Origin of the sequence: Stutzerimonas stutzeri, assembly GCF_019090095.1 — a bacterium.
Taxonomy (GTDB): Bacteria; Pseudomonadota; Gammaproteobacteria; order Pseudomonadales; family Pseudomonadaceae; genus Stutzerimonas; species Stutzerimonas stutzeri_AN.
This window is the reverse complement of sequence record NZ_JAGQFP010000002.1, coordinates 421,681-448,207: the sequence shown is the minus strand read 5'-3', so window position 1 is coordinate 448,207 and position 26,527 is coordinate 421,681. Positions and strand designations below refer to the sequence as shown.

The 26,527-nt window shown below is 65.1% G+C and carries 16 protein-coding genes; 10 read left to right on the top strand and 6 right to left on the bottom strand.

Features of this window, described 5'->3' with window-relative positions; genetic code table 11:
* The first annotated feature begins 6 nt into the window (after positions 1–6).
* From bcsC to gshA, 4 genes are all read left to right on the top strand, one after another.
* Complete coding sequence (gene bcsC / locus KVO92_RS11735; protein WP_217475827.1) at positions 7–3,465, top strand: cellulose synthase complex outer membrane protein BcsC; 3,459 nt, start codon at positions 7–9, stop codon at positions 3,463–3,465.
* 91 nt (positions 3,466–3,556) lie between these two features.
* Complete coding sequence (locus tag KVO92_RS11730) at positions 3,557–5,866, top strand: Tex family protein (RefSeq protein ID WP_217475826.1); 2,310 nt, start codon at positions 3,557–3,559, stop codon at positions 5,864–5,866.
* 3 nt (positions 5,867–5,869) lie between these two features.
* Positions 5,870–6,259, top strand: a complete 390-nt coding sequence (locus KVO92_RS11725; protein WP_217475825.1) for a PaaI family thioesterase — start codon at positions 5,870–5,872, stop codon at positions 6,257–6,259.
* A gap of 117 nt (positions 6,260–6,376) precedes the next feature.
* On the top strand, positions 6,377–7,966 hold the full coding sequence (gene gshA, locus KVO92_RS11720) for a glutamate--cysteine ligase (RefSeq protein ID WP_217475824.1): 1,590 nt from the start codon (positions 6,377–6,379) through the stop codon (positions 7,964–7,966).
* A 179-nt stretch (positions 7,967–8,145) separates the two neighbouring features.
* On the opposite strand, the gene argA is transcribed toward gshA, so the two are convergent.
* The 4 genes from argA to KVO92_RS11700 all read right to left on the bottom strand — a co-directional run bounded on the left by argA (position 8,146) and on the right by KVO92_RS11700 (position 12,781).
* Complete coding sequence (gene argA, locus KVO92_RS11715) at positions 8,146–9,447, bottom strand: amino-acid N-acetyltransferase (protein WP_217475823.1); 1,302 nt, start codon at positions 9,445–9,447, stop codon at positions 8,146–8,148.
* A 97-nt stretch (positions 9,448–9,544) separates the two neighbouring features.
* Positions 9,545–10,699: an acetylornithine deacetylase gene (argE, locus tag KVO92_RS11710; protein WP_217475822.1), complete on the bottom strand. Its 1,155-nt coding sequence runs from the start codon at positions 10,697–10,699 to the stop codon at positions 9,545–9,547.
* Positions 10,700–10,798: 99 nt separating this feature from the next.
* Positions 10,799–12,064, bottom strand: coding sequence for an inorganic phosphate transporter (locus KVO92_RS11705; protein ID WP_217475821.1), 1,266 nt, complete (start codon positions 12,062–12,064; stop codon positions 10,799–10,801).
* 39 nt (positions 12,065–12,103) lie between these two features.
* Entirely contained in the window at positions 12,104–12,781 is a 678-nt protein-coding gene (locus tag KVO92_RS11700; RefSeq protein WP_217475820.1) for a TIGR00153 family protein, read from the bottom strand.
* Positions 12,782–12,885: 104 nt separating this feature from the next.
* On the opposite strand from KVO92_RS11700, the gene KVO92_RS11695 reads away from it, so the two are divergent.
* Positions 12,886–14,250, top strand: coding sequence for an inorganic triphosphatase (locus KVO92_RS11695; protein WP_217475819.1), 1,365 nt, complete (start codon positions 12,886–12,888; stop codon positions 14,248–14,250).
* Between the two features lie 468 nt (positions 14,251–14,718).
* Complete coding sequence (locus KVO92_RS11690) at positions 14,719–16,497, top strand: GspE/PulE family protein (RefSeq protein ID WP_217475818.1); 1,779 nt, start codon at positions 14,719–14,721, stop codon at positions 16,495–16,497.
* A 741-nt stretch (positions 16,498–17,238) separates the two neighbouring features.
* Here the strand turns inward: KVO92_RS11690 and KVO92_RS11685 are convergent.
* Positions 17,239–17,946 (bottom strand): murein L,D-transpeptidase catalytic domain family protein, encoded by a 708-nt coding sequence (locus KVO92_RS11685; RefSeq protein ID WP_217475817.1) that lies wholly within the window; start codon positions 17,944–17,946, stop codon positions 17,239–17,241.
* A 220-nt stretch (positions 17,947–18,166) separates the two neighbouring features.
* On the opposite strand from KVO92_RS11685, the gene KVO92_RS11680 reads away from it, so the two are divergent.
* The 4 genes from KVO92_RS11680 to KVO92_RS11665 all read left to right on the top strand — a co-directional run bounded on the left by KVO92_RS11680 (position 18,167) and on the right by KVO92_RS11665 (position 25,257).
* Positions 18,167–19,828, top strand: a complete 1,662-nt coding sequence (locus KVO92_RS11680; protein ID WP_423836232.1) for a L,D-transpeptidase family protein — start codon at positions 18,167–18,169, stop codon at positions 19,826–19,828.
* 252 nt (positions 19,829–20,080) lie between these two features.
* Positions 20,081–24,409: a PAS domain S-box protein gene (locus tag KVO92_RS11675; protein ID WP_254621509.1), complete on the top strand. Its 4,329-nt coding sequence runs from the start codon at positions 20,081–20,083 to the stop codon at positions 24,407–24,409.
* 62 nt (positions 24,410–24,471) lie between these two features.
* On the top strand, positions 24,472–24,780 hold the full coding sequence (locus KVO92_RS11670; protein WP_217475815.1) for a DUF2388 domain-containing protein: 309 nt from the start codon (positions 24,472–24,474) through the stop codon (positions 24,778–24,780).
* A gap of 51 nt (positions 24,781–24,831) precedes the next feature.
* Positions 24,832–25,257, top strand: a complete 426-nt coding sequence (locus tag KVO92_RS11665; protein ID WP_217475814.1) for an OsmC family protein — start codon at positions 24,832–24,834, stop codon at positions 25,255–25,257.
* A gap of 62 nt (positions 25,258–25,319) precedes the next feature.
* On the opposite strand, the gene KVO92_RS11660 is transcribed toward KVO92_RS11665, so the two are convergent.
* Complete coding sequence (locus tag KVO92_RS11660; protein ID WP_217475813.1) at positions 25,320–26,423, bottom strand: TRAP transporter substrate-binding protein; 1,104 nt, start codon at positions 26,421–26,423, stop codon at positions 25,320–25,322.
* Between the last annotated feature and the right edge of the window lie 104 nt (positions 26,424–26,527).

Here is a 26,527-nt window from a genome sequence, read left to right as displayed (position 1 = left end):
ACCCTCATGCGTAGATACCGGTTGATGCTGGTGGCCGCGGCACTTCCGCTGTGGTGCCACGCCCAGGTGCCGGAGGACCGCGCCGATCAAACGGCATGGCTTCTGGCTCAAGTCAGAGCCGCCGAGGCCGTGAACCGCGACGAGTTGGTCCGTGATGCGCTCAAGCGCCTTCAGCTGGTATCGCCAGGTGATTCAGGGGCGTTGCTGGCCGAAATGCGGCTTGCCTTGCGCCAGCGCGACGGGCAACGGGTAGCGGCCTTGCAGCAGGCGCTGCAACAAGCGGCGCCTGGAACCGAAGCCGAGCGCGATGGCCGCATACTCGCTTTCTTGAGCAGCGAGGCCGGGCAGCAGCAGCTTCAGCAAGCCCGACTGGCGGCCATGGCCGGCCGCCCTGACGATGCGCTGCAAGGCTTCAGAGCGCTCTATGGTGATAAGCCACCGACGCTCGAGCTGGCGGTCGAATACTGGCGCGTGCGCAGTGCACAGCCCGGCCAGCGCTCGTTGGCAATCGATGCACTGCGCCGCCTCGACGAGCAGTACCCGGGAAATCCGCCCGCTCGTCAGCTGCTGGCCAACCTGCTGTTCGAGGACGGGCAGGACACTGCAGCCCTCGCGCAATTGAGCGAACTGGGGCGCAATCCGGCAGCGACCGACGCCGCAGCCCAGCGTGAATTCGAATACCTCGCCGCGCGACGAATCGACGACACCAGCGTGAAAGCCTGGGCAGACTTCCTGCAGCGTTACCCCGCGGGGCGCTATGCCAACGATGCGCGCGCAAACCTGGAACGCAGCCAGCGCCTGCTGGCCGATCCGTTCTGGCGCGCCGGGCAGGACGGGCTGCGCTTGCTGGATCGATCGCAGGATGCGGCCGCCGAAGCCAAGCTGAGGTACGCCCTGCGCCGCTACCCGAACGATCCCGAGCTGCTCGGCGGCCTGGGCCTGGCCTTGATGCGACCGGGTCATCGGCGCGAAGCGCTGGTGTATTTCGGACGCGCTAAAGAACACGAAGACGACATCGACAACCTGAGCAAGTGGAGCGACCTGATCACCTCGACCCGCTACTGGCTCACCCTCGAGAAGGCCGATCAGGCGCTCGAGCAAAAGCGGGCCGACGAAGCGGCGTCGCTGTACGCCAGCGCGCTCAAGCAACAGCCTGGCAGCACCTTCGCCCAGCTCGGACTGGCCCAGGTCGCTGAAGCACAAGGCCGGCTCGCCGACGCGGAAGTCGGCTATCAACGGCTGCTCAGTCGAGATCCCGGCAATGCCAGCGCCATCCGCGGATTGCTCCGTCTCTATCAGGCGCAATCGCCGGAGCGCGCGTTGGCCTTCATCGACACGCTCAGCAGCAGCCAACGAAACTCCTTCGCCGACCTGCGCAATAGCCTGCTGCTGGCCCGCTACCGCCTGCTCGCCGAACAGGCGCTGGAACGCGACGACCAACCCGCGGCGATCACCGCCCTGAGGCAGGCTCGCAGCCTGGCACCGACCGACCCCTGGCTGGCCTATCGCCTGGCCAGCTCGTTACAGCAGCAGCAAGCCTTCAGTGAAGCCGACGCGGTGTTCGGTGACTTGCTCAAGCGGCAGGCCGACGATCCGGTCGCGCACTATGCCCATGCACTTTATCTGTCGGGCGCGGGGCGCGACGCGCAGGCACTCGCCAGCCTGCATCGCATCAGCGAACGCGACTGGGATGACGACATGCATAGCCTGGCAACGCGTCTGGAACGCCGGGAACTGATGACGCGTATCGACAAGCTGCGCGCCAGCGGACGCGAGGCGGCTGCCGTCGAGCTGATGCAGGAGCGGCTGCGCAAACACGGCGATTCGGTGGATGACCTGTTGGCGCTGGCCGACTGGGCGGCGGCACGCGGCGAGCCGGCGGTCGCCGCTCCCTATGTCGAGCGCGCACTGCGCATCGATCCAGCTCACCCGGAAGCACGCCTGATGCGTATCGAGCTGCTGCTCGCCGAGGGACAGACGGGTGCCGCCAGGCAAGCGCTGCGAACCACGCCGCCCGTGTTAGCCGAGGATGACTGGAACGCCAAACGGCGCCTGGCCAATAGCTGGGCCGCGGTCGGCGAGCGGGACAAGGCGCGGCAGATGTTGCAGCAAATAGAAGCCAAGGCGAAGCGCCCCGATCCCCTGTTACGGCGAGATACAGCAAGGCTGCTCGCCGAGGTCGACCCAGCCAAGGCCATGGGTTACTACCGCCAGGCACTGATCGACGCCGACCTGCTGGCCAAGTCCGCAGGCACCGCCGAACTGACTCAGGCCACCCGGCAGAACGCCGCGGATGACTGGTTGGTTCGCAGCCTGCGCAGCGACACCGCCGCCCTTCACCAGCGGCAGGACACCACCCTGACCCTGCAGCACGACCACGGCTGGCGTAACGACGACGGCACGCCGGGCATCTCCGAGTTGCTCACCGACACCACCTTGCTGCACCTGGACACCCCCATGGCCAACGGTCGCGGTTTCCTGCGTGCCGAACGCCTCGCGCTTGATGCGGGCACGCTGGACGCCAACGCGTTCTTCGGCGCTTGCAGGGCACGCAACGATTGCGCTGGCGAGAGCCAGCGAGGCACCGCGACGTTGCTCGCCGGAGGCTGGCGCAATGAGCGACTGGAAGCCGATCTGGGGCTGACCGAGGGCTTCGAGATAGACAACCTGTTCGGCGGCGTCACCGGACGCGGCAACCTGGACCCCATCAGCTGGTCGCTCACAGCGTCACGCCGTCCGATGAGCAACTCGTTGCTGTCCTACGGCGGTGCTCGCGATCCCGTGACCGGCACCCGCTGGGGCGCGGTGACCGCCAATGGCACGAGCCTCGGTCTGAGCTGGGACGAAGGCGGTGCACACGGCCTTTGGTCTTCATTGGGCTACCACTGGCTGCTGGGAGACAACGTCGCGAGCAACAGCCGGGTAACTGCCATGGCCGGCTATTACTACAAGCTGGTCGACCGTCCCGACGAGCGCGTCCGGACGGGGCTGACCTTCATCCACTTCGGCTACGACAAGGACCTGAGTGGCCACACCCTCGGCCAGGGCGGTTATTGGAGTCCACAAAACTACAACTCGATCAGCGTCCCGGTCAGCTACGGCTGGCGCAACCAGGACTCGTCCGTACTCCTGGAAAGCAGCATTGGCTGGTCCGTGTCGCAATCCAATGGCAGTCGCGACTATCCGCTGGCTTCGCTTCGGGACAAGGTCGCCGCGATCGATCCAGACGTGGCCAACCAGACGAGCCAAGGCTCGACCAGCCGTGGCTTCAGTTATCGAGTGCAGGGCCTGTTCGAGCGCCGGCTCAGCGATCACTTCGTCCTCGGCGGCGGCTTCAGCCTGCTACAGAGCGACGAGTACGCACCCAGCCGCGCCATGCTCTATCTGCGCTACAGCTTTGCACCCTGGCGAGGCGACCTTGCACTGCCCATCGAGCCATTAGTGCCCTACGCCGACTTCAGATGACGACGCAGAACCGACCCGGCCAGAGCGACGGCAGTTATACTTGCCCGCTTTTCTGGCCGGTCGGCCGTCATTTCCGCCCGCAGGACATTCAATGGACAGCATCAACTCCCGCCTCGCCGCTGAACTGGGCGTACGCCCGCAACAAGTAGCCGCCACCGTGGCGCTGCTCGACGAAGGCTCCACCGTGCCCTTCATCGCCCGTTACCGTAAGGAAGTCACCGGCAGCCTCGACGACACTCAGCTGCGCCTGCTCGAAGAGCGGCTGCGCTACCTGCGCGAGCTGGACGATCGCCGCGCGTCGATCCTTGCCAGCATCGAAGAACAGGGCAAGCTCACCCCCGAGCTCAAGCGTGAGATCGATCTCGCCGACACCAAGACCCGCCTCGAAGACCTCTACCTGCCCTACAAGCAGAAGCGCCGCACCAAGGGCCAGATCGCCCTGGAAGCCGGCCTCGGCGAGCTGGCCGACGCGATTTTCGCCGATCCCGAGCTGAATCCGGAGAGCGAAGCTGCACGTTTCGTCGATGCCGAGAAGGGCTTCGCCGACGTCAAGGCGGTGCTAGAAGGGGCTAAGTACATCCTCATGGAGCGCTTCGCCGAAGACGCCAACCTGCTGGCCAAGTTGCGCGACTTCCTCACCCACAACGCCACCCTGAGTGCGCGCGTGGTGCCGGGCAAGGAGACCGAAGGGGCCAAGTTCAGCGACTATTTCGAACATGACGAGCCGTTCAAGAGCGCGCCGTCGCACCGTGCCCTGGCGATCTTCCGCGGGCGCAACGAAGGCGTGCTGAGCGTGAGCCTGAAGGTCGGCGACGAAGCGCCGGGCAGCGTGCACCCGGGCGAAGTGATGATTGGCGAGCGCTTCGGCATCGTCAACCGTGGCCGCGCCGCGGACAAGTGGCTAAGCGAAGTGGTGCGCTGGACCTGGAAGGTCAAGCTCTACACCCATCTGGAAACCGACCTGCTCGGCGAACTGCGCGACAAGGCCGAGGACGACGCCATCGGCGTGTTCGCGCGCAACATGCACGACCTGCTGTTGGCCGCGCCGGCCGGCCCGCGCGCCACCCTGGGCCTCGACCCGGGCCTGCGCACCGGCTGCAAGGTGGCGGTGGTCGACGCGACCGGCAAGCTGCTGGACACCGCCACCGTCTACCCGCACGCCCCCCGCAACGACTGGGACGGCACCCTGGCCGTGCTGGCCAAGCTCTGCGCCAAGCATGCCGTCGACCTGATCGCCATCGGCAACGGCACCGCCAGCCGGGAAACCGACAAGCTCGCCGCCGACCTGATCAAGAAGGTGCCGGGCCTCAAGCTGACCAAGGTGATGGTGTCCGAGGCAGGCGCTTCGGTGTATTCGGCGTCTGAACTGGCGGCCAAGGAATTCCCCGATCTGGATGTCTCGATCCGTGGCGCGGTGTCCATCGCCCGCCGCCTGCAGGACCCGCTCGCCGAGCTGGTGAAGATCGAGCCCAAGGCCATCGGCGTCGGCCAGTATCAGCACGACGTGTCCCAGCTCAAGCTGGCGCGCTCGCTCGATGCGGTGGTCGAGGATTGCGTGAACGCCGTCGGCGTCGACGTCAACACCGCCTCGGTGGCCCTGTTGGCGCGCATCTCCGGCCTCAACACCACCTTGGCGCAGAACATTGTTGCCTACCGCGACGCCAACGGCGCATTCAAGGCGCGCAGCGAGCTGAAGAAGGTGCCGCGCCTGGGCGACAAGACCTTCGAGCAGGCCGCCGGCTTCCTCCGTGTGATGAACGGCGACAACCCGCTCGACGCGTCCGCCGTGCACCCGGAGACCTATCCGCTGGTCAAGCGCATCGCCGAGGACACCGGCCGCGACATCCGCTCGCTGATCGGTGATTCGGCCTTCCTCAAGCGCCTCGACCCGAAACAGTTCACCGACGAAACCTTCGGTCTGGTCACCGTCAGCGACATCCTTCAGGAACTGGAAAAGCCCGGCCGCGATCCGCGCCCCGAGTTCAAGACCGCCGAGTTCCAGGAAGGCGTTGAGAAGCTCAGCGACCTCAAGCCCGGCATGGTGCTCGAAGGGGTGGTGACCAACGTGACCAACTTCGGTGCTTTCGTCGACATCGGCGTGCATCAGGACGGGTTGGTGCACATCTCCGCGCTGTCGGAGAAGTTCGTCAAGGACCCGTACGAAGTCGTCAAGGCCGGCGACATCGTCAAGGTCAAGGTCATGGAAGTGGACATCCCGCGCCAGCGCGTCGGCCTGTCCATGCGCATGAGCGACACCCCTGGCGAAAAAGCGGACAACATGCGTGGCGGCGGCAACAACCGCGGCGCCCAGGCACGCCCGAGCAAACCGGATACCAAGCCGGCACCGGCCAACAACGCCATGGCTGCGCTGTTCGCCAATGCCAAGAGCCTGAGGAAATAAGCCGTGAGCGTGAAGGCCGAAGCGATCGGCAACAGCAGCGCCTTCGGGCGCTTGCTGGGCCTGGAAATTCTCAAGGCCGAAGGCGGCGAGGCCATTCTCGGCCTGAAGATGCACGATGGCTTGCGCAACCTGCACGGCAAGCTGCACGGCGGCGCGCTGTTCTCATTGATCGATACCGCCATGGGCCAGGCGAGCCACAGCCTGGGCGACGGCTCGCCGAACAGCGTGACCCTCGAGTGCAAGGTCAACTACATCCGCCCGGTGACGGACGGCGAGCTGCTTTGCCGTGCCTGGGTGGTGCATGGCGGACGACGTACTCAGGTGCTGGAAGCCGAGGTGCATCAGGGTGAGAAGCTGGTGGCCAAGGCGCAATCGACGTTCGCCTGCCTCTAAAAGCGGCAGGCAACACGCTGCCAGCGTCAACTAAGCGCGCCAAGGCCGCTCTTGTGGCTTGAAGCTTGGCGCGCGCCGCCCCATATTGTGCCGACTGATGCGTGAAGGAACCCAAACTTGAGCGACCTCCTCTCCCACCGCCTGGCACTGTTGGCCGAGCACCCAAACCTTCCGCTGCTCTCGCAATGCCTGCACGGGATCGAGCGGGAATGCCTGCGCATCGACAACGACGGTCAGCTGGCCATGACCCCGCACCCGCGGGCATTGGGTTCGGCCCTGACACACCCGAAGATCACCACCGACTATTCCGAAGCGTTGCTGGAATTCATCACCGGCACCGAAACCGACCCGGCCCGCACGCTGGCCGAGCTCGACGCCATCCATCGCTACACCTATAGCCGGTTGGAGGGCGAGTTCCTCTGGAGCCCCTCGATGCCGGGGCTTCTGCCGGAAGAAGCGCAGATCCCCATCGCCGAGTACGGCAGCTCCAACATCGGTCGGCTGAAATACGTCTACCGTCAGGGCCTGGCGCTGCGTTACGGCAAGACCATGCAGTGCATTGCCGGCATTCACTACAACTTTTCACTGCCCGAGGCGTTGTGGTCGCTGCTGCAGGCCGACGAGGGCGATGGCCGCTCGCCGCAGGACTACCAATCCTGGCGCTATATCGCGCTGATCCGCAATTTCCGTCGCTACAGCTGGCTGCTGATGTATCTGTTCGGCGCCTCGCCGGCGCTGGATGCGTCCTTCATGCGCGGGCGTGCGCACCAGCTCGAGCAGTTCGATGACGAAACCCTCTATCTGCCGTACGCCACCAGCCTGCGCATGAGCGACCTGGGCTACCAGAGCAACGCCCAGGCGGGTCTCACACCCTGCTATGACGACCTGCCCAGCTACACCAGCAGCCTGCACAAGGCCGTCTCGACGCCCTACCCCGACTATGCGGCGCTGGGCACCAAGGACGCCGAGGGCAACTGGCAGCAGCTCAACACCAACATTCTGCAGATCGAGAACGAGTACTACTCGAACATCCGTCCCAAGCGGGTCACCGGCACCGGCGAGCGCCCGCTGCATGCGTTGCGGGCCCGCGGCATCCAGTACATCGAGGTGCGCTGCCTGGATATCAACCCGTTCCTGCCGCTGGGCATCGATATCAGCGAAGCGCGTTTTCTCGACGCCTTCCTGCTGTTCTGTGCGCTGCAGCAGAGCCCTTGCCTGATTGAGGGCGAGTGCCGGGCCAGCAGCGATAACTTCCTCAAGGTGGTCAAGCAAGGGCGCCAGCCGGGCCTGGAGCTGAGCCGTTGCGGTGAGTCGGTCAGCCTGCAGGATTGGGCCAGCGAGCTGATCGGCCAGATCAGCCAAGTCGCCGAGCTGCTGGACCGCAGCCAGGGCGGCGACGAGCATGTCAGTGCCATCGCCGCGCAACAGGCCAAGGTCGCCGACAGCAGCCTGACCCCATCGGCCCAGGTCCTCGAAGCGATGCGCCACCATGGCGAAAGCTTCAGCCAGTTCGCGCTGCGCCAGACCCGTCAGCACGCCGAAGGCTTCCGCAGCCGAGCGCTGCCCGATGCCGACGTGGCCTGGTTCGATAACGCGGCCCGCGAATCCTTGGCCCAACAAGCCGAAATGGAAGCGGCCGATACACAGGACTTCGACAGCTTCGTCGAGGAGTATCAGCGCAGCTTGACCAGTCTCGCGCCGGTCTGAGACTGACAACCCCTGCTGGCCGCGCAAGGGCGGCGGCTGGCAGGGGCTCGCATCCGAGCAAAAGCGGCGCTTGGCCGCTTCACACCTGCTGGCGGATTGCCCGGCGCGTCGAGCTGCGTGAAGCGACGCGCGGGAGCGGTCCCGGACCGCCCCCACTCGTCCCAGGCTGAGCGGCCTGCTCAGAGCGCTTTTTCGAAGATCTTCGAATTGCGCTGGAAGTTGTAGAGCGACGCCCGCGCCGCCGGTAGCCGCTCGACACCACTGGGTTCGAAACCACGCTCGCGGAACCAGTGCGCCGTGCGGGTGGTGAGCACGAACAGCGTCTTCAGCCCCAGCTTGCGTGCCCGCGCCTCGATGTGCTCGAGCAGCTCGTCACCGCGTCCGCCGTGGCGGTACTCGGGATTCACCGCCAGGCAGGCCAGCTCACCGGAATCGGAATCGGCGATGGGATAGAGCGCCGCGCAGGCGATGATCAGACCATCGCGCTCGACGATGCTGAATTGCTCGACCTCGCGCTCCAGCACCTCCCGCGAACGGCGCACCAGGATGCCCTGCTCCTCCAATGGCGTGATCAGGTCGATCAGGCCGCCGACGTCCTCGATGGTCGCCTCGCGCAGCTGCTCGAACTGCTCCTGCGTCACCAGGGTGCCGTCACCGCCGTCGCGGGTGAACAGCTCGTTGAGCAGCGAGCCGTCCTCGGCATAGCTGATCACGTGGCTGCGACGCACACCGCCTTTGCAGGCCTGGGCTGCGGCATCGAGCAGTTCGGCCTGGTAGGTGCCGGCAAGACGCTCCACGTAGGCCGGGATCTGCGGTGGACGCAGCTCGCGCACCAGCTTGCCACTTTCATCGCGCAGGCCGCGTTCGGCACCGTAGAGCACCAGCTTGTCGGCCTGCAGGTCAATGGCGGCGCGGGTGGCGATGTCTTCACAGGCAATGTTGAAGATCTCACCGGTCGGCGAATAACCCAGGGGCGGCAGTAGCACGATGGTGCGCTCGTCCAGCAGACGACCGATACCCTTGCGATCGACGCGCCGCACTTCACCGGTGTGCTGGTAATCGACGCCATCGTGAACCCCGATGGGGCGCGCCGTGATGAAGTTGCCGCTGGCCACGCGCAGCCGAGCGCCTTGCATCGGCGAGGCCGCCATGTCCATCGACAGTCGGGCCTCGAGCGCGATGCGCATGTGGCCGACGGCATCGATCACGCATTCCAGGGTGGCCGCGTCGGTGATGCGCAGGTCGCGATGGAAGCGCGGCTGAAGTCCGCGCGCGGCCAGCCGCGCCTCGATCTGCGGCCGCGAGCCGAACGCCAGGACCAGCCGCACGCCGAGGCTGTGCAGCAGCACCAGGTCGTGGACGATGTTGGCGAAATTGGGATGCTCCAGGCCATCGCCCGGCAGCATGACGACAAAGGTGCGGTCACGGTGCGAATTGATGTAGGGCGAGGAGTCGCGAAGCCAGGTGACGTAGTTGTGCATTGCAAAAGCCTTCAGTAACAGCTTGTTCAGTCCGGGAGTCGGTTCGAGCAGGGGGGGCGGGAGCAGGTGCGCGGCGATCGGATCGCCTGGCCTGCTCCTATCCTCGGCCTGACTGCAGGCAATAGTGTTCGATCATCCCGCGCAACAACCTCACAGTGGGTTCGATTCTGTCCAGATCCAGGTACTCGTCCGGCTGGTGGGCGCAGGCAATGTCGCCTGGGCCGAGCACCAACGTCTCACAGCCAAGCTGCTGAAGATAAGGCGCTTCGGTAGCAAAGGCCACCGCCTCGGCGGCATGGCCGGTGAGGCGTTCGGCCAGCCTGACCAGTTCGGTATCGGCAGGCTGATCGAATGGCGGCACGCTGGGGAACAGCGGCGCCAGGTCGATCTTGACCTGATGCCGGTCGGCCACGGTTCGCAGGCGACGGGCGATGGCCTCGCGCAGCTGCTCGGGCTCCATCCCCGGCAACGGGCGCAGATCGTACTCGAGCGAACACTGGCCGCAGATGCGGTTGGGGTTATCGCCACCGTGGATGCAGCCGAGGTTGAGGGTCGGCTTTGGCACGTCGAACAGCGGGTTGTCGTATTGGCTTTGCCATTCGCGGCGCAGCGTCAGCAGCTCGCCCATGGCGTCGTGCATCGCCTCCAGCGCGCTGTGGCCATAGGCCGGGTTGGACGAATGCCCGCTCTGCCCATGGATCTCGATGCCTTCCATCATGATGCCCTTGTGCAGGCGCACCGGCCGCAGCCCGGTCGGCTCGCCGATCACCGCCGCGCGCCCCAGCGGCCGCCCGGCATCGGCCAGCGCACGGGCGCCGGACATCGAACTCTCCTCGTCGCAGGTGGCGAGGATCAGCAAGGGCTGCTTGAACGGCTGGTCGAGCAACGGCAATACGGCTTCGATGATCAACGCGAAGAAGCCTTTCATGTCGCAGCTGCCGAGGCCGTACCAACGATCGTCGGCTTCGCGCAGCCGCAGCGGCTCGGCACTCCAGAGGTCGGCGTCGTAGGGGACGGTATCGCTGTGTCCGGCCAGCACCAGCCCGCCGGGACCGCTGCCATAGCTGGCGAGCAGGTTGAACTTCCCGGGGGTGACCTGCTGTACCTCGCAGGCGAAGCCGAGATCACCCAGCCAGCCGGCCAGCAGGTCGATCACGGGGCGGTTGGTCTGGTCCCAATGCGCCTGCGTGCAGCTGACCGACGGGGCTGCAATCAGCGCGGCAAACTGGTCTTTGAGCGAGGGGATGGGCACCGGCGGCCTCCAGAAAGACGGCTACGAAGGCACCCAGTGAAACATGAAACGCGCCGCCGCAGCCTTACGATGAGGTAAAAACTGCGGCGACGGGGCGGATCAGACGAAGATTGCCTGCAAGATGGTGAAGAACAGGATGGCCAGGAACGCGCCCGCCGGCAGGGTGATCAGCCAGGACATGAAGATCGAACCGACCACGCCCAGGTTCAGCGCGCCGATACCGCGGGCGATGCCGATACCCAGTACCGCGCCGACCAGGGTGTGGGTGGTCGAAACCGGCAGGCCGATGGCCGAGGCGCCGACCACCGTGGTCGCGGTCGCAAGTTCAGCGGCAAAACCACGGCTGGGCGTCAGCTCGGTGATTTCCTTGCCGATGGTCGCGATCACCTTGTAGCCGTAGGTCGCCAGACCGATGACGATACCGACGGCGCCAAGCAGCAGCACCCAGCCCGGCACCGCCGATTTGGCGGCGATCTCGGCTGCGCCGCCCGACTCGATGACGCCCACCACCGCAGCCAGCGGGCCGACCGCGTTGGCCACGTCGTTAGCGCCGTGAGCGAAGGCCATCGAACAGGCGGTGAAGATCATCAGTACCGCGAAGACCTTTTCCACGCTGGCGAAGTGGAAGGTACGGTCCGCTTCCTCGTCCACCTTGATGCGCGACAGCAAGGCAACGCCGACCAGCGCGACCAGCACACCGATGGCGAACGCCAGGACAACGCCCTCGCTGCTGGTCAGGGTCAGACCGACGTGCTTGAGGCCCTTGGTGACGGTCATCAACGCGACCATGAAGCCCGTGAGGAACATGTACAGCGGCACGAAGCGCTTGGCGTTGCGGAACGGCTCATCGGTATTGATGATCAGCTTCTGCACGCTCATGAACAGGCCGAAGGCGACAATGCCCGACAGCATGGGCGTTACTACCCAGCTGGCCACGATGGGGCCGATGGCGTGCCAGTGCACCGCATCGGTGGACACGCCGACCGCGGCAAAGCCGATCACTGCACCGATGATCGAGTGCGTCGTGGAAACCGGCCAGCCTTTCATGGTGGCGATCATCAGCCAGGTGCCGGCTGCCAGCAGGGCCGACATCATGCCCAGTACCATCAGATCGGGCGATATGACTTCCGCATCGACAATGCCATTCTTGATGGTTTCGGTGACCTCTCCGCCGGCGAGGTATGCCCCGCAGAACTCGAAGATCATGGCCACCACGATGGCCTGTTTGATCGTCAGCGCCCGCGAGCCGACCGAGGTGCCCATGGCGTTGGCCACGTCGTTGGCGCCCACGCCCCAGGCCATGAAGAAACCGAAGGCGCAGGCGAGCACCAGGAGTACGAAGCCGTATTCCGAGATAAAAGACATAAGGAATTACCTGTTGAACCCAGAAAGGACGCTGGCGCCTCAGCGCGCCAGCAATTGTTCCAGACGGTTGCCGACTCGCTCGGCACGGTCAGCTACGTCACCGATCCATTCGATGATCTTGTAGAGGAACATAACGTCGACTGGAGGCAATTCCTTTTCCAGCTTGAACAGCGCACGGCGCACCGTGATCTGCATGCGGTCGGTTTCACGCTCGATCTCCTCGAGCTCCTCGACCATCTTTTCCACCAAGGTGGCCTCACGACCGCTGAAGCCGGTTTCCAACAACGAGTCCAACTCCTTGAGCGCCTTGAGCGCCTGGCAGCTGGCGTCGACACTGCGCTGCACGAACGCCATCATCTCCGGCTGCAGCGCCGGCGGAATCGCCATGCAACGGCCAAGCATCAGGCCGGCGATGTCCTTGGCGCGGTTGGCAATTTTGTCCTGTACACTCAGCAGCTCCAGCAAATCCGAGCGCGGGACCGGCAGGAACAGGCTTTTCGGCAGGTGCTGACGGACGCTCTTCTTGAGCTTGTCGGCCTCGTTTTCCAGTCGGGCCATCTCTTTCTGGATCTGCTCGACCCGTTCCCAGTCTTCTGCCGTGATCGCCTGGAACAGCGGCACCAGGTTGGCAGCACATTCGTGAGACTTGGCCATATGCTGTTGCATCGGACCGATAGGCGAGCGTCCGAACAGGCTGACGAAAGGATTGATTGGCATAGGGAACACCCCGGCTTCAGAAGGCGGCAAGTATACGGATGACCTCAAAGCGCCGCCACCAAGTGACGCAGGTCACACTCAAACATAGGCATCATCTGGGCACCATGCAGAAAGAAACCGAAATCAAACTGCGCGCCAGTCGCGAAACCCTGTTGGCGCTACGCGAGCATCCGCTGCTGAAAAAGCGCAACAAGAGCGGCTGGCAGCGGCACGAATTGTTCAACCAGTACTACGACACGCCGGAACGCGAGCTGGCACAGGCCAAGGTCGCGCTGCGCCTGCGCCGTGATGGCGAACAGTTCATCCAGACGCTCAAGAGCCGAGGCCAGAGCGTCGCCGGGCTGTCTGAGCGCAACGAGTGGGACTGGTACCTGGACAAGGCCAAGCTGGACGTGAAGAAACTCGCGGACGACTGCTGGCCAGCCAGCCTGGCCGATCTGGACAAGAAAACCCTGAAGCCGATCTTCACCACCGATTTCGTCCGGGAAAAGGCCGAGATCGCCTGGGGGCGTGGCAAGTCGAAGGTGGTCATCGAAGCGGCCCTCGACCTCGGCAAGGTCATCGCCGGCAAACAGAGCGAGGAAATCTGCGAGCTGGAGCTGGAACTGCGCCAAGGCGAACCCGAAGCACTGCTGGAGCTGGCCGCCGAACTAGCTGCCGACCTGCCCCTGATGCCCTGCGACATCAGCAAGGCCGAACGCGGCTACCGCCTGCATGACGCCAATAGCTACGCCTTGACCCTGCCGGCACCCCAGGTCGAGCCTGGCATGCCGCTGGACGACGCCTTCGCCGCACTGGCCTGGTTTCTGCTCGGCAACAGCCAGCGGCTGGCCGAGCAATACCGCTACAACGGGCACTGGAAACTGCTCGATGAGTGGTTGCAGCAACTGATCGAGCTACGCGCCCTGCTCGGCAGCCTTGGCCAAGCCGCGCCGCGCGCCAGCAGCCGCGAACTGCGCGAGCAGCTCGACGCGCTGATCCAGGAGTGGCGTCCGCGCCTCGAGGCCGGCAGCGACGACGAAACGATTCGTCAGTCGGCACCGGAGGATTTTGCCGCCGAGCTGGCCATGCCACGCTGGGGACTGTTCTCGCTGAAAGCCTCGTTGTGGCTGCTGCAGCGCGCCTGGACCGCCGAGCGCAACAACCGCGGCAGCCGCCAGGGCGCCGCCGAGCTGGGCAGCTGGTTGCCCCGCCTGCTGGCCGAAGAGGCCCAGGCGCTGCAGCTGCCCCGCTACCAGCAACAGCCCGAAGACCTGAGCGAGCAGCGCCCACGCATGGAGCGCCTGCTGGTCTGGCTGCATCTGGCCCGCGCCACGCTGGACCTGCCGGAGACCGATCGTTTGTACGGCGAGCTGGCCAAGCTCTACACGCTGGCTGGCCAGCCGCTGAACGACGAACTTCGCGATGCGCGAGTGGACCAGGCCCATACGGTGTGGACCCTCAAGCCGTGGAAGCTGTTGACGAAGTAAGCTGGGGCCGAAGCGCAAACGCAGGGTGGATCACGCGTCATCGATCCACCGCAGCGCGCAGCTGTATGCAGCATGACCTGTGCGAGGCGGGCGCCTTGACTATGCCGGGAGCCAGCGCGATGGGTTTCACCCATCCTACGTTGGGGTAAAGGCTACGCTGTGAGTGTGCTCAACCCCTCGGCGAGCCAAGCAAGCCGCGCCGCCAAGCCTCAATCCGTAGGATGGGTGAAACCCATCAGCGCCTTTCCCATCAGTTACCGCGCACCGACTGGGTTACGCGTTGCCTGTGTCGTCCGAGTGCTGCTGTGCCGAAGCACAAGGTTGCCCGGCCCCTTCTCGGATGAATCTCTCGTCTCGTCATCAGAAGTACGCGCCGCAAGGCCGCAAAGTTGAAGCTAGCGGCAGACAGGATGCGCTTTTATCGGCAAGCTTGGCCTCTGCTTCCGCCATGATCGAAAGGCCCTACCCGTGCTGAATGCTCCCGCCCAGGACCGTTTCCTCGACCTCAACGACCTGCTACGCGACCTGGTCGCCCAGGGCCGGCTGCGGCAGGAAACCGCTGAACAGTGCCTGGCGTTGCGGCGCAGCGCAGCGAACGGCCAGCAGCACCCGCTGGAATTCCTCGGCGCGCAACAACTCGACGACCTGGCGCGGCCGGGCAAGAAGCTCGACCTCGAAACGCTTACCGTCTGGCTCGCCGAGCAGGCCGGGCAGCCCTATCTGCGCATCGACCCGCTGAAGATCAACGTGGCCGCAGTCACGCCGCTGATGTCCTACGCCTTTGCCCAGCGCCACAAGATTCTCGCCGTGGCGGTGGACAGCTCGGCGGTGACCATCGCCAGCAGCCAGCCGTTCGTGAAGAGCTGGGAAGCCAACCTCACCCACGTGCTCAAGCGCCCGATCAAGCGAGTCGTCGCCAATCCGGTCGACCTGCAGCGCTTCACCGTGGAGTTCTACCGCCTGGCCAAGTCGGTCAGCGGCGCCACCGCCAACGACCAGAAGGTCAGCGGCGCCGGCAACTTCGAACAACTGCTCAACCTCGGCGCCAGCGACCAGGAGCCGGATGCCAACGACTCGCACATCGTCAACATCGTTGACTGGCTGTTCCAGTACGCGTTCGACCAGCGCGCCAGCGACATCCATATCGAGCCGCGCCGTGAGCAGGGCACTGTGCGCTTTCGCATCGACGGCGTACTGCACAACGTCTACCAGTTCCCGCCGCAGGTGGCGATGGCGGTGGTCAGCCGGCTTAAGACCCTGGGGCGGATGAACGTCGCCGAGAAGCGCAAGCCGCAGGACGGTCGGGTCAAGACCAAGACACCGGACGGCGGCGAGGTGGAACTGCGTCTGTCGACCCTGCCGACCGCGTTCGGCGAGAAGATGGTGATGCGCATCTTCGACCCGGAGGTGCTGCTCAAGGGCTTCGATCAGCTGGGCTTCTCCGCCGAGGACCTGCGCCGCTGGCAGAGCATGACCGGCCAGCCCAACGGCATCATCCTGGTCACCGGCCCTACCGGTTCGGGCAAGACCACAACGCTGTACACCACGCTCAAGCAGCTGGCGACGCCCGAAGTGAACGTCTGCACCATCGAAGACCCGATCGAGATGATCGAGGGCGCCTTCAACCAGATGCAGGTGCAGCACAACATCGACCTGACCTTCGCCAGCGGTGTGCGCGCGCTGATGCGCCAGGACCCGGACATCATCATGGTCGGCGAGATTCGCGATCTGGAGACGGCCGAGATGGCGATCCAGGCGGCGCTGACCGGGCACCTGGTGCTCTCCACGCTGCATACCAATGACGCGCCCTCGGCGATTACCCGCCTGCTGGAGTTGGGCGTGCCGCACTACCTGTTGCGGGCCACCCTGCTGGGGGTCATGGCCCAGCGTCTGGTGCGTACGCTGTGCCCGCACTGCAAGGCGCCGGTGCAACTCGACCCGGATGACTGGCAGGCGCTGACCAAGCCCTGGAACGCGCCGCTGCCCGGCAATGCCCATCAGGCGGTGGGTTGCATCGAATGCCGCGACACCGGCTACCGTGGGCGCGCCGGGGTTTACGAGATCATGCTGCTCAACGATGCGATCAAGCCGCTGATCACCGCCGATACCGACCTCATCGCCCTGCGCCGCCAGGCCTTCAAGGACGGCATGCACAGCCTGCGCCTGTCCGGCGCCCAGAAGATCGCCGCGGGCCTGACCACGTTGGAGGAAGTGCTGCGGGTGACACCGCAGAGTGAGCAGAAGTAGCTAGAGGCGATAGCGGGTGGAGGTTGCTGTGCGGCCGCCATGGCTCCGCCCGGTGGATCGGTGAAGCGCGATCCACCCTACGTCAGTCCCGATAGGGATGCTGTTCCGGAACGCCTTGTCGTTTCGCCTGCCAGCCCGCAGCGCTTATATCGGCCTTATCCCTGCCTAGCCGCCAGGATCGTCGCGACCCGCGCGGGTTTGTTTCGTAGGGTGGATGTCGCTTTTCACATCCACCACGACTCCGCCCGGTGGATCGGTGAAGCGTGATCCACCCTACGTCTACCCGATAGGTGCGCTGTTCTGGAACGCCTTGTCGTTTCGCCTGCCAGCCCGCAGCGCTTATGTCGGCCTCATCCCTTGGCCGCCAGGATCGTCGCGACCCGCGTGGGTTTGTTTCGTAGGGTGGATGTCGCTTTTTACATCCACCACGACTCCGCTCGGTGGATCGGTGAAGCGTGATCCACCCTACGTCAGTCCCGATAGGATGCTGTTCCGGCACACCTTGTCGCTCAGCCCTGCCCGCCCGCAGCGCTTATATCGGCCCTTATCCCTGCCTGGCCGCCAGGATCGTCGCGACCCGCGTGGGTTTGTTTCGTAGGGTGGATGTCGCTTTTTACATCCACCACGACTCCGCTCGGTGGATCGGTGAAGCGTGATCCACCCTACGTCAGTCCCGATAGGGACGTTGTTCCGGAACATCTTGTCGTTTCGCCTGCCAGCCCGCAGCGGTTATATCGGCGTTTATCCTTGCCTGGCCGCCAGGATCGTCGCGACCCGCGCGGGTTTGCAATTCAAGTAGGCCGAGGATCGCAGCCATTTCCGGTCCGGATACCAGGAGAACATGAACTGCCCGCCTTTCAGGCTATCGACCACCATGCGCGCCACTTCCGGGCGTACCGCGGGGCAGCCCTGGCTGCGGCCGATGCGGCCTTGGGTTTCGATCCAGGCGGGATTCACGTAGTCGGCCGGGTGAATCACGATGGCCCGCTCGCGTGCCAGGTCGTTCACGCCGGGCTCGAGCCCGTCCATGCGCAGGGAGTAGCCGTGCTTGCCGGTGTAGCTCTCGGCGGTGCGGAACAGACCTATGCTCGATTGATGACTGCCGAGCACGTTGGAGAAGCGCGTGGCCAGGTTTTCACCGGACTTATTTCCATGGGCAACGAAATCTTCGAGCAACAATCGCCGCTGTTGCAGGTCGAAGATCCAGAGTCGTCGTTCCGACGAGGGCAGCGAGAAGTCGATTACCGCAAGCCGTTGCGCAGGGCTGGCACCGTTGTTGACCGCGCATTGCATGGCGGCGACGGCATGGGTGAGCACCTTGCGGCTCAGCGTGGGGGCCAAGGGCGACAGGTCATCGACCATCGGCTGGTAGGCGGGAGTGGCCGCGAGCAGCGGGCCTGACAGGAAAAGCCCTGCCACGAGAAAAAGGCGTCGGAACGAAACCATCATGTGTTGAAATACCTCACCGACGCCAAGGCCGAACATCCCTCGGCTGGCGCCTCACGCACTGCCACCCAGGGTGGCGACAGCAAAACAGCTCAGGCGGAAGCCGGCAGGGCTTCCACGCGACAGGTCATATTGTGGTGGTCCGTGAGGGCTTGGCTTTCCCAAACCGCAGCGGATGCTGCCGCGGAGTCTAGCAGTCGCAGGGATGCCCGGGAGTCTAACGTTGTACAAAAAACATGCATTTCGTCTGGTTATCCTGTGGTTGCTGGTCCCTTTTCTGGCGCTGGCGCAACCGGCCGACGAGCCGCCAAGCCCCATCCGCCACGCGCTGGACACCCTGACCAGCAGCTGCGAAGGCCCCCTCGCCAAGATCGACCCGGCGCTGCGCAAGCCGCTCGAGGCGCTGTATCGCCGGCATGGATTCGAAGCGCTCTGGACCTCCTATGCACAGCTCGAGGCGTTGCTCGAGCAACTCGACGCCTTGATCGACGATGGCCTGAATCCAGCGGTCTATCACCCTGAAGCCATTCGCCGGGCCATGCAAACGGCCACCGGCGAACCACTGCACCGCGAGTGCAGCGACATCCTCACCACGCACGCCTACCTGTTGGCGCTGCAGCACCTGAGCCAGGGCCGCTTGCCGCAGGACCGCCTCGAGCCGGTCTGGCGCAGCCCCAATGCGGCGGCGCCACAGCAGGACGATCCGTTGCTGGAGATGGCCGACGTCGGCCTGACGGATCCGGCTCGCGCCTTCGACAGGGCGCGCCCGGCGCTCGAGCAGTACCACAACCTGCGCCAGGCGCATGCGCGGCTGCGGGCCGAACCGCCACCGTCGTGGTTACCGATCCCGGCCGGCCCGACCCTGCGGCCCGGCATGTCGGACCCTCGCGTGCCGCTGTTGCGCCAACGCCTGGCCAGTGACGGCTATCTGCCCGCGGCGCTCCCAGCAGCGGACGCGGATCTGCGTTACGGCGCGCCGATCGAGCAGGCGCTCAAGGCCTTCCAGCGCCGGCACGGGCTGCAGGATGACGGCGTAGTGGGCAGCCAGACCCGAACCGCATTGAACGCGACCCCGACCGATCGCCTCAACCAACTGAAGATCAACCTCGAGCGGTTTCGTTGGATGTCACGTGACATCGAGGCACGCTCGCTATTGGTCGACATCGCTGGCGGACGGGTGATTTTCTTCAGCGACAACCGTCCGCAATGGGAGACCCGCAGCCAGGTCGGTCGCGATACCCGCCAGACCCCGGCGATCAAATCGAACATCACCCGGCTGACGCTCAACCCGACCTGGACCGTGCCGCCGACCATCCTGCGCGAGGACAAGTTGCCGAAGATTCGCGAGAACCCGGACTATCTCGCCAGCCAGAACATGCAAGTGCTCGACTACCAGGGCCAGGTGCTCGACCCGGCGCAGATCGACTGGGACAACCCCGGCAGGATTCTGCTGCGTCAGGCCGCAGGGCCGGCCAACCCGCTCGGGCGACTGGCCATTCGCTTCGCCAACCCCTTCGCCATCTACTTGCACGACACGCCGAGCCAAGGCCTGTTCGAACGCTCGCAGCGCACCTTCAGCTCCGGCTGCGTGCGGGTCGAGTCGGTGATGCAACTGGTCGGCCTGCTGCTGACCGAAGGCGAGCGCGAGCGCTTCGACCGGCTGCTCGCGTCGGGCCAGACCCACGAATTCTCCCTGGCCAAGCCCACGCCGATCCTGCTGGCGTACTGGACGGCCGAAGCCGACAGTGCCGGGCAGGCTCGCTACCGGCCCGATGTCTACGGGCGGGACCCCGCGCTGTTGGCCGCCCTGCTGGCCGCCGATCGGGACCGGCTGCTCGCCGGCCCGCCAGCCGGTGAGCGCTCCACGCGTCCCGGCGAGCAATGAGGTTGCGCAGGCGCGACGGCAAACGACCGGATCGGCGGCACTGGCCGAAAAGCCTCTGGGGCGGGTCTACTGACGCCACATCCGTCGCCGGTTTCCTTTCGCGGCGGCCATCAACGGTCAATAATCAACTAACACCCAATTCGCCGATGCTCGGGTCTTACGGCTGGGCACGACATTTTTGCCGTCATGGAAAGCCGAGCAGAACACGTGAACATGGAGAAAGCAGGCAACATCGCTAGCGAGACCAAGCGCATGACCGCGCCAGACCGCGACGACGCCCACACCGTGGCGCAAATGCCGTTCGACGATCTGGCAGCGCTGGCAGCGGATCTCTGCGGCTGCTCCAGCGCGGCCATCGTGTTCCTCGACAACGGTCGTCAATGGATCAAGGCGGCCTTTGGCAACGCGCTGCCTCCCGGTGGGCCCGCGGCGGCGCTGTACGCCCGCGTGATCGAGCGTACGCAACCCCTGGTCATCGCCAACCTCGCCGATGAGCCGATCGACGCCTCGTCTTCCGGATGTTTCGCCGGGGTAGCCCTGCGCGGCTCCGACGGCGTGCCGCTCGGCGCGCTATGCGTGATGAACGAAGCACCGCGCGCCTTGACCGAGCGGCAGGTTGCGCAGTTGCAGACACTGGCTCGGCAGGTCATGGCATTGCTGGCGCGGCCCTACGGTGATAAGCGCCGCGAGGACCCGCAGTATGACGATGAGGCCCAGGCCGACACCGCCTCGGATCGCGAAGCCGATGTCCGTTATCGCGCGCTGGTGGACCTGAGCCCACAGGTCATCTGGCAGTGCGACGCCAGCGGTTCCCTGATTTTCTGCAATCGATACTGGTGCAAATTCACCGGGCTGTCGGCGCGCGATTCGGCCGGCTGGGGCTGGCTCGACGGAGTCGCGCCGGATCACCGGGACGCGGTGCTGAAGCAATGGCATTCGGCGCTCAAGAGCGGCAAATCCGGCAGTTTCGAGGTGCCTCTGCTTGCCGCCGACGGCTCCGCGCGCTGGTTCCAGGGCTGCGGCGCGCCGGTCTACGACCGCGACGGCAATCTGCTGCACTGGGTGCTGGTGGCGCAGGACATCGACGAACGGCGCCGCGCCGAGACCGAACGCCTGGAAAGCGAGGCGTTCACCCGCCTATTGCTGGACTCGGCCAGCGAGGGCTTCTATTCGATCGATACCCAGGGGTTCGTCACGTTGTGCAACGAGGCGTTCATCCAGCTGCTTGGCTTCGCCAACCGCGATCAGGTGCTGGGCCACCAGTTGCACCAGGTCATTCACCACAGCCACCCCGACGGCTCGCCCTATGCCGCCGCGGACTGCCCGATCCAGCGCACCGCCAGGACCGGCGAACCCGCCCACGTCGCCTACGAGCTGTTCTTTCGTCAGGACGGCAGCAGCCTGCCGGTGGAGTATCGGGTCGCCCCGCTGTATCGCGACGGCGAGTTACATGGTGCCATCTGCACCTTCACCGACATCAGCGAGCGCACCCGCAGCGCCGCACAGCAGGCCTATCTGCTGGACCTCAGCGATCATCTGCAGGACGCCGATGGGCGCATCGAACTGAACGACCTGATGGCCGAGCAGTTGGCGCCGCTGATGCAGGTCGACTGCATCGCCGTGGGCCGTCTCGACGAGCACGACGACCTGCATCTCGACGGGCACTGGCCACCAATAGCGGAACAGAGGCTTCGCGCGCCGCATTCGCTCGGTGACTGTGCCGGCATCCTGCGCCTGCGCCTGGCCGAGGGGCTGATCGTACCGTTCGAGGACCTGCTCAACGAAGCCGACTGCCGTGACCGAAGCAGCGCCTTGCACGAACACCTTGGCTACCCCAGCCTGCTGTTGGCGCCGCTGCAGGACCCGACCTCGCATTGCACCTTCTTGTTGTTCGCCAGTCGCCAGCCGCGGCCCTGGAGCCAGGCGGACATTTCCCTGGTGCGGGAAGTGGCCGAGCGCATCCGCGCCGCTGCCGACCGCGCCCGAGCGCGCAAGGCGCTGCTTGAGGCCGAGCAGCGTGTCAGCCTGGCCAACGAGATTGCCTCGATCGGGGTCTGGGACTACGACTACCAACGCAACACGCTGCATTGGGATGCGCAACTCAAGGCATTGGCGGGCGTGGCGCCGAACGAGCCGGCGTTGTCGGTCGACGAGTTTCTCGCCCGCGTTCATGCCGATGATCGGCGCCCTCTGATCGAAGCCTTCCGCAGCGCGCTCGACGGCGCCGGCGAAGGCGAGCTGAACCTGGTTTATCGGGTCTATGACGAGCGTAACGATCAATTCCGCTGGCTGGCCAACCGCGGCCGGCGCCTGGTCGATGGCGATGGCCGGGTTCGGATGCTCGGTACGGCGCGGGACATCACCACCGAACGCAACGCCGAATTGAAGCTGCGGCGCATGAACGCTCTGCTCGAAGAGCAGATCCGCGAACGCCAGATGACCGAACAGCGGCAAACGGTGCTGATGGAGCTCGGCGATCTGCTGCGAGGTCAGCCGGACAGCATCACCATCGTCACTGCCGCCGTGCGCGCCTTGGGCGTGACGCTCAATGTCACCCGCGCGGCCTTTCTGACCGTCGACCCGGGCGGTCAGTACGCCACCATGGAGCGCTACTGGAGCGACGGTGCGCTCGGCGAGTACAGCGAGCGCATGTGCTTCGCGGATTACGGCGATTTCGTCTACGACCTGCAGAACGACGAGCTGGTCGTGGTCGACGATGTCCTGCATGACACCCGCACCGCCGCGCAGGCGGCAAGCTTGAGGTTGCGGCGCATCCAGAGCCTGGTTTGCGTGCCGCTGCAGGATCAGGGACGCCTGATCGCTGCGCTGATCCTGCTGCAGGACCGGCCGCGGCAGTGGGCCGAGGACGATATCTCCTTCATCCGCGAGGTTGCCGACCGCGCCTGGACCGCCGACGAGCGAATGCGCGCCGAACGGGCCCTGCGCGCCAGCGAGGAGCAGTTCCGCACCCTGGCGGATAACATGAGCCAGTTCGCCTGGATGGCCGATCCGACAGGGCGCATCTACTGGTACAACAAGCGCTGGTACGACTACACCGGCACCACCCTGGAAGCCATGCGAGCGCTGGGCTGGCGGTCGGTGCACCACCCCGATCACCATGTCCGGGTCAGCGCCTCGATGAAGCGAGCGGTGGCCATCGGTTCGGTCTGGGAGGAAACCTTCCCGCTGCGCGGCAAGGACGGCCAATACCGGTGGTTCCTGTCGCGAGCGGTACCGATCCGCGACGACTTTGGCCAGGTCACCCACTGGTTCGGCACCAATACCGACATCACCGCCCAGGTCGCCGCCGAAGAAGCGCTGCGCGAACTCAATGACAACCTCGAGCGGCGCGTCGCCGAGCGAACCCGTGAATTGGCGGAAATCAACCACCTTCTGCACGTGGAGATGGGCGAGCGAGAGCGCGCCGAGGAAACCCTGCGCCACGCCCAGAAGATGGAGGCCATCGGCCAGCTCACCGGCGGCATCGCCCACGACTTCAACAACATGCTGACCGGCGTACTGGGCGCCCTCGACCTGATCCAACGGCGGGTTGCCAGCGGCCGGCTGAACGACCTGCCCCGCTATGTCGAAGCCGCCACCGGTTCGGCGAACCGCGCCGCCGCGCTGACGCACCGTCTGCTGGCCTTCGCCCGGCGGCAGTCGCTGGATTCGCAGCCGGTGGATGTCAACCAGCTGGTGCAGTCCATGGAGGAGATCCTGCGCCGCACCATGGACGAGCAGATCGAGTTCGCCATGCACCTGCAGGCCGACCCCTGGCTGGCGTACACCGATGCGCATCAGCTGGAAAACGCGCTGCTGAACCTGGTGATCAACGCACGCGACGCCATGAGCGACGGCGGTCGGCTGGTCATCCAGACCGGTTGCGCGCAGATCGACCAATCACAGTCCGACGGCCCCGAGCCGGGCGACTACGTCACCCTTAGCGTGGCCGACACGGGGTCGGGCATGCCGCCGGAAGTGGTGGCCAAAGCCTTCGATCCGTTCTTCACCACCAAACCCATCGGCCAGGGCACGGGCCTGGGATTGTCGATGGTCTATGGCTTCATCAAGCAGACCGGCGGCCATGTCAGCATCCACAGCACGCCCGGAGAAGGCACCCTGATCACGCTGTTCCTGCCACGCAACCGGCAACAAGTGGATCTGCGACCGGCACCAGGCAGCGAACCCGAGCCGATACCGGGCGCGCAAGCCGACGAAACCATACTGGTGGTGGAGGACGAAGCCGCGGTCCGCATGCTGGTGGTCGAGGTGCTGCAGGAACTGGGCTACCGGGTCGAGCAAGCGGTGGATAGCGCCAGCGCACTGCCCTTCCTGCACAGCGACCAGCGCATCGACCTGCTGGTCAGCGACTTCGGTCTGCCGGGCATCAACGGCCGCCAACTGGCCGAACTCGCCCGCCAGCAACGCCCCGACCTGCGTGTGCTGTTCATCACCGGTTATGCGCCGAATGCCGAAGTCCGCAGCGAGTTCCTCGCGCCCGGCATGGACATGCTGGCCAAGCCGTTCAGCATCGACACGCTCGGCAGCAAGGTCCGCCAGCTGCTCGAGCGCAATGAGTGAAGCCGAGGAACTCTGCCGGCCGCCGCACACTCTCTAGTGAAGAATCAAGCGGAGGCACCATCATGCGCAAGACCCTACTGACGGCAATTACCCTGAGTGTTCTTCCCTTTGGCGCGGCAATGGCGGACAGCAGCTTCGTGCGGCAGGTTCTGTCTTCGGGTGCCACCACCGCCTCCACCTACATGACCTTCCATGATGACAAGCTGGTCGCAGCGGCGCGCGAGGATGCCGGCAGCTTCGTCGCCAGTGACGGCGCGATACGCGGGCCCTATCTCGAAGCCATGCTGATGAAGGTGCGCAGCGAGCAGCCAGAGCTCCAGGCCAGCGACATGCAGCTGGCCAACGCCATTCTCGCCACCGAGCAGCAATAGGCCTGGCGCCGGGCGACTCGGCATCCACCCACCCGCAGCATTGGAGGCGACATGAAAAAAACCGCATCGGCCGTCTGGCAAGGTGATCTGAAAAGCGGCAAAGGCACCATCAGCACCCAGAGCGGCGCCTTGAAAGACAACCCGTACGGGTTCAACACCCGCTTCGAAGGCGCGCCGGGCACCAACCCCGAGGAGCTGATCGGCGCGGCCCATGCCGGCTGCTTCTCGATGGCACTGTCGATGATGCTGGGTCAGGCCGGGCTCACCGCCGAACGCATCGACACCACCGCCGAGGTGACGTTGGACAAGGTCGGTGAAGGGTTTTCGATCACCGCCATCGCGCTGACCCTCAAAGCCAAGGTTCCCGGCGCCGATGAAGCGCAGTTCCAGGAGATCGCCAACCAGGCGAAGGAAGGCTGCCCGGTGTCCAAGGTCCTCAACGCGCAGATCAGCCTGAACGCGACGCTGGAAAGCTGAACGGCCACGAACGGAAAACGCCGCCCGATGGGCGGCGTTTTCGTGTCGGCCAGCGACGAGAGTCAGCCGCGAATGTTGTAGATGTCCTTCTCGTTCAGCTCGGCATATTCATACAGCCGCTTGAGGTAGGCGCTCTGCTGATCCCAGACCTTCTTGGCAACCGGATCGGCCGCAGCGGAGGCATCGACCACTTCGGCAGCGACTTCCTTCAAACGCGCCAGTACTTCGTCCGGTAGACGACGAACTTCAACGCCCTGCTCGCGCAGCTGCTCCAGTGCTTCCATGTTCTTGGCGTTGTAGTCGTCGAGCATGTCGCCGTTCACCGCACGGGCGGCGGAGCGGACGATGGCCTTGAGATCGTCGGGCAGGGTCTCCCAGGCCTTCAGGTTGACGTCCAGCTCGAAGGTCACGTTCGGCTCCTGCCAGCCCGGGGTGTAGTAGTACTTGGCCGCCTTGTGCAGGCCCAGAGCCAGGTCGTTGTACGGCCCGATCCACTCGGTGGCGTCGATGGCGCCGGTCTGCAGCGCAGTGAAGATTTCACCGGCCGGCATGTTGACCACGGTACCGCCCATCTTGGTCAGCACTTCGCCGCCCAGACCCGGCGTACGCATCTTCAGACCCTTGAAGTCCTCGACCGAATTGATCTCCTTGTTGAACCAGCCGGCCGTCTGCACGCCCGTGGCACCGCAGGCCATCGGCAGTACGCCGTAGGGCTTGTACACCTCTTCCCAAAGCTGGATGCCGCCGCCGTAATGCAGCCAGGCGTTCATTTCCTGGGCGTTCGGGCCGAACGGCAGCGCGCAGAAGAACTGCGCCGCCGGCACCTTGCCCTTCCAGTAATAGGGCGCGCCATGACCCATCTCGGCGGTACCGCGGGACACGGCATCGAAGACTTCCAGGGCCGGGACCAGCTCACCGGCCGCGTAGACCTTGACCGTCAGCCGGCCATTGCTCATCTCGTTGACGCGCTTGGCGAAGTTTTCCGCACCGACACCGACGCCGGGGAAGTTCTTCGGCCAGGAGGTGACCATCTTCCAGTGGAATGTGTCGGCGCTGGCGGTGCCTTCGGTCTTGCCTGCGGTTTTTTCGGCTTCCTTGTTGCAACCGGCCAGCGCGGTTGCGGCCAAACCAACGCCAGCGGCGGCCAGAATTTGACGACGTTTCATGGATGACTCCTTGTTGTTGTAATGCTGAATATCGGGACCCCGAACTCAGGTGGTTCTAGCTATCATATGGCTATCTCTCGCTCAAGCTTCGTGACTACGTACCG

Coding starts and splice junctions, on each gene's coding strand:
- bcsC (WP_217475827.1), top strand. CDS start 7: ATGCGTAGATACCGGTTGATGCTGGTGGCCGCGGCACTTCCGCTGTGG.
- KVO92_RS11730 (WP_217475826.1), top strand. CDS start 3,557: ATGGACAGCATCAACTCCCGCCTCGCCGCTGAACTGGGCGTACGCCCG.
- argA (WP_217475823.1), bottom strand. CDS start 9,447: ATGCACAACTACGTCACCTGGCTTCGCGACTCCTCGCCCTACATCAAT.
- KVO92_RS11705 (WP_217475821.1), bottom strand. CDS start 12,064: ATGTCTTTTATCTCGGAATACGGCTTCGTACTCCTGGTGCTCGCCTGC.
- KVO92_RS11700 (WP_217475820.1), bottom strand. CDS start 12,781: ATGCCAATCAATCCTTTCGTCAGCCTGTTCGGACGCTCGCCTATCGGT.
- KVO92_RS11695 (WP_217475819.1), top strand. CDS start 12,886: ATGCAGAAAGAAACCGAAATCAAACTGCGCGCCAGTCGCGAAACCCTG.
- KVO92_RS11685 (WP_217475817.1), bottom strand. CDS start 17,946: ATGATGGTTTCGTTCCGACGCCTTTTTCTCGTGGCAGGGCTTTTCCTG.
- KVO92_RS11675 (WP_254621509.1), top strand. CDS start 20,081: ATGACCGCGCCAGACCGCGACGACGCCCACACCGTGGCGCAAATGCCG.
- KVO92_RS11670 (WP_217475815.1), top strand. CDS start 24,472: ATGCGCAAGACCCTACTGACGGCAATTACCCTGAGTGTTCTTCCCTTT.
- KVO92_RS11665 (WP_217475814.1), top strand. CDS start 24,832: ATGAAAAAAACCGCATCGGCCGTCTGGCAAGGTGATCTGAAAAGCGGC.
- KVO92_RS11660 (WP_217475813.1), bottom strand. CDS start 26,423: ATGAAACGTCGTCAAATTCTGGCCGCCGCTGGCGTTGGTTTGGCCGCA.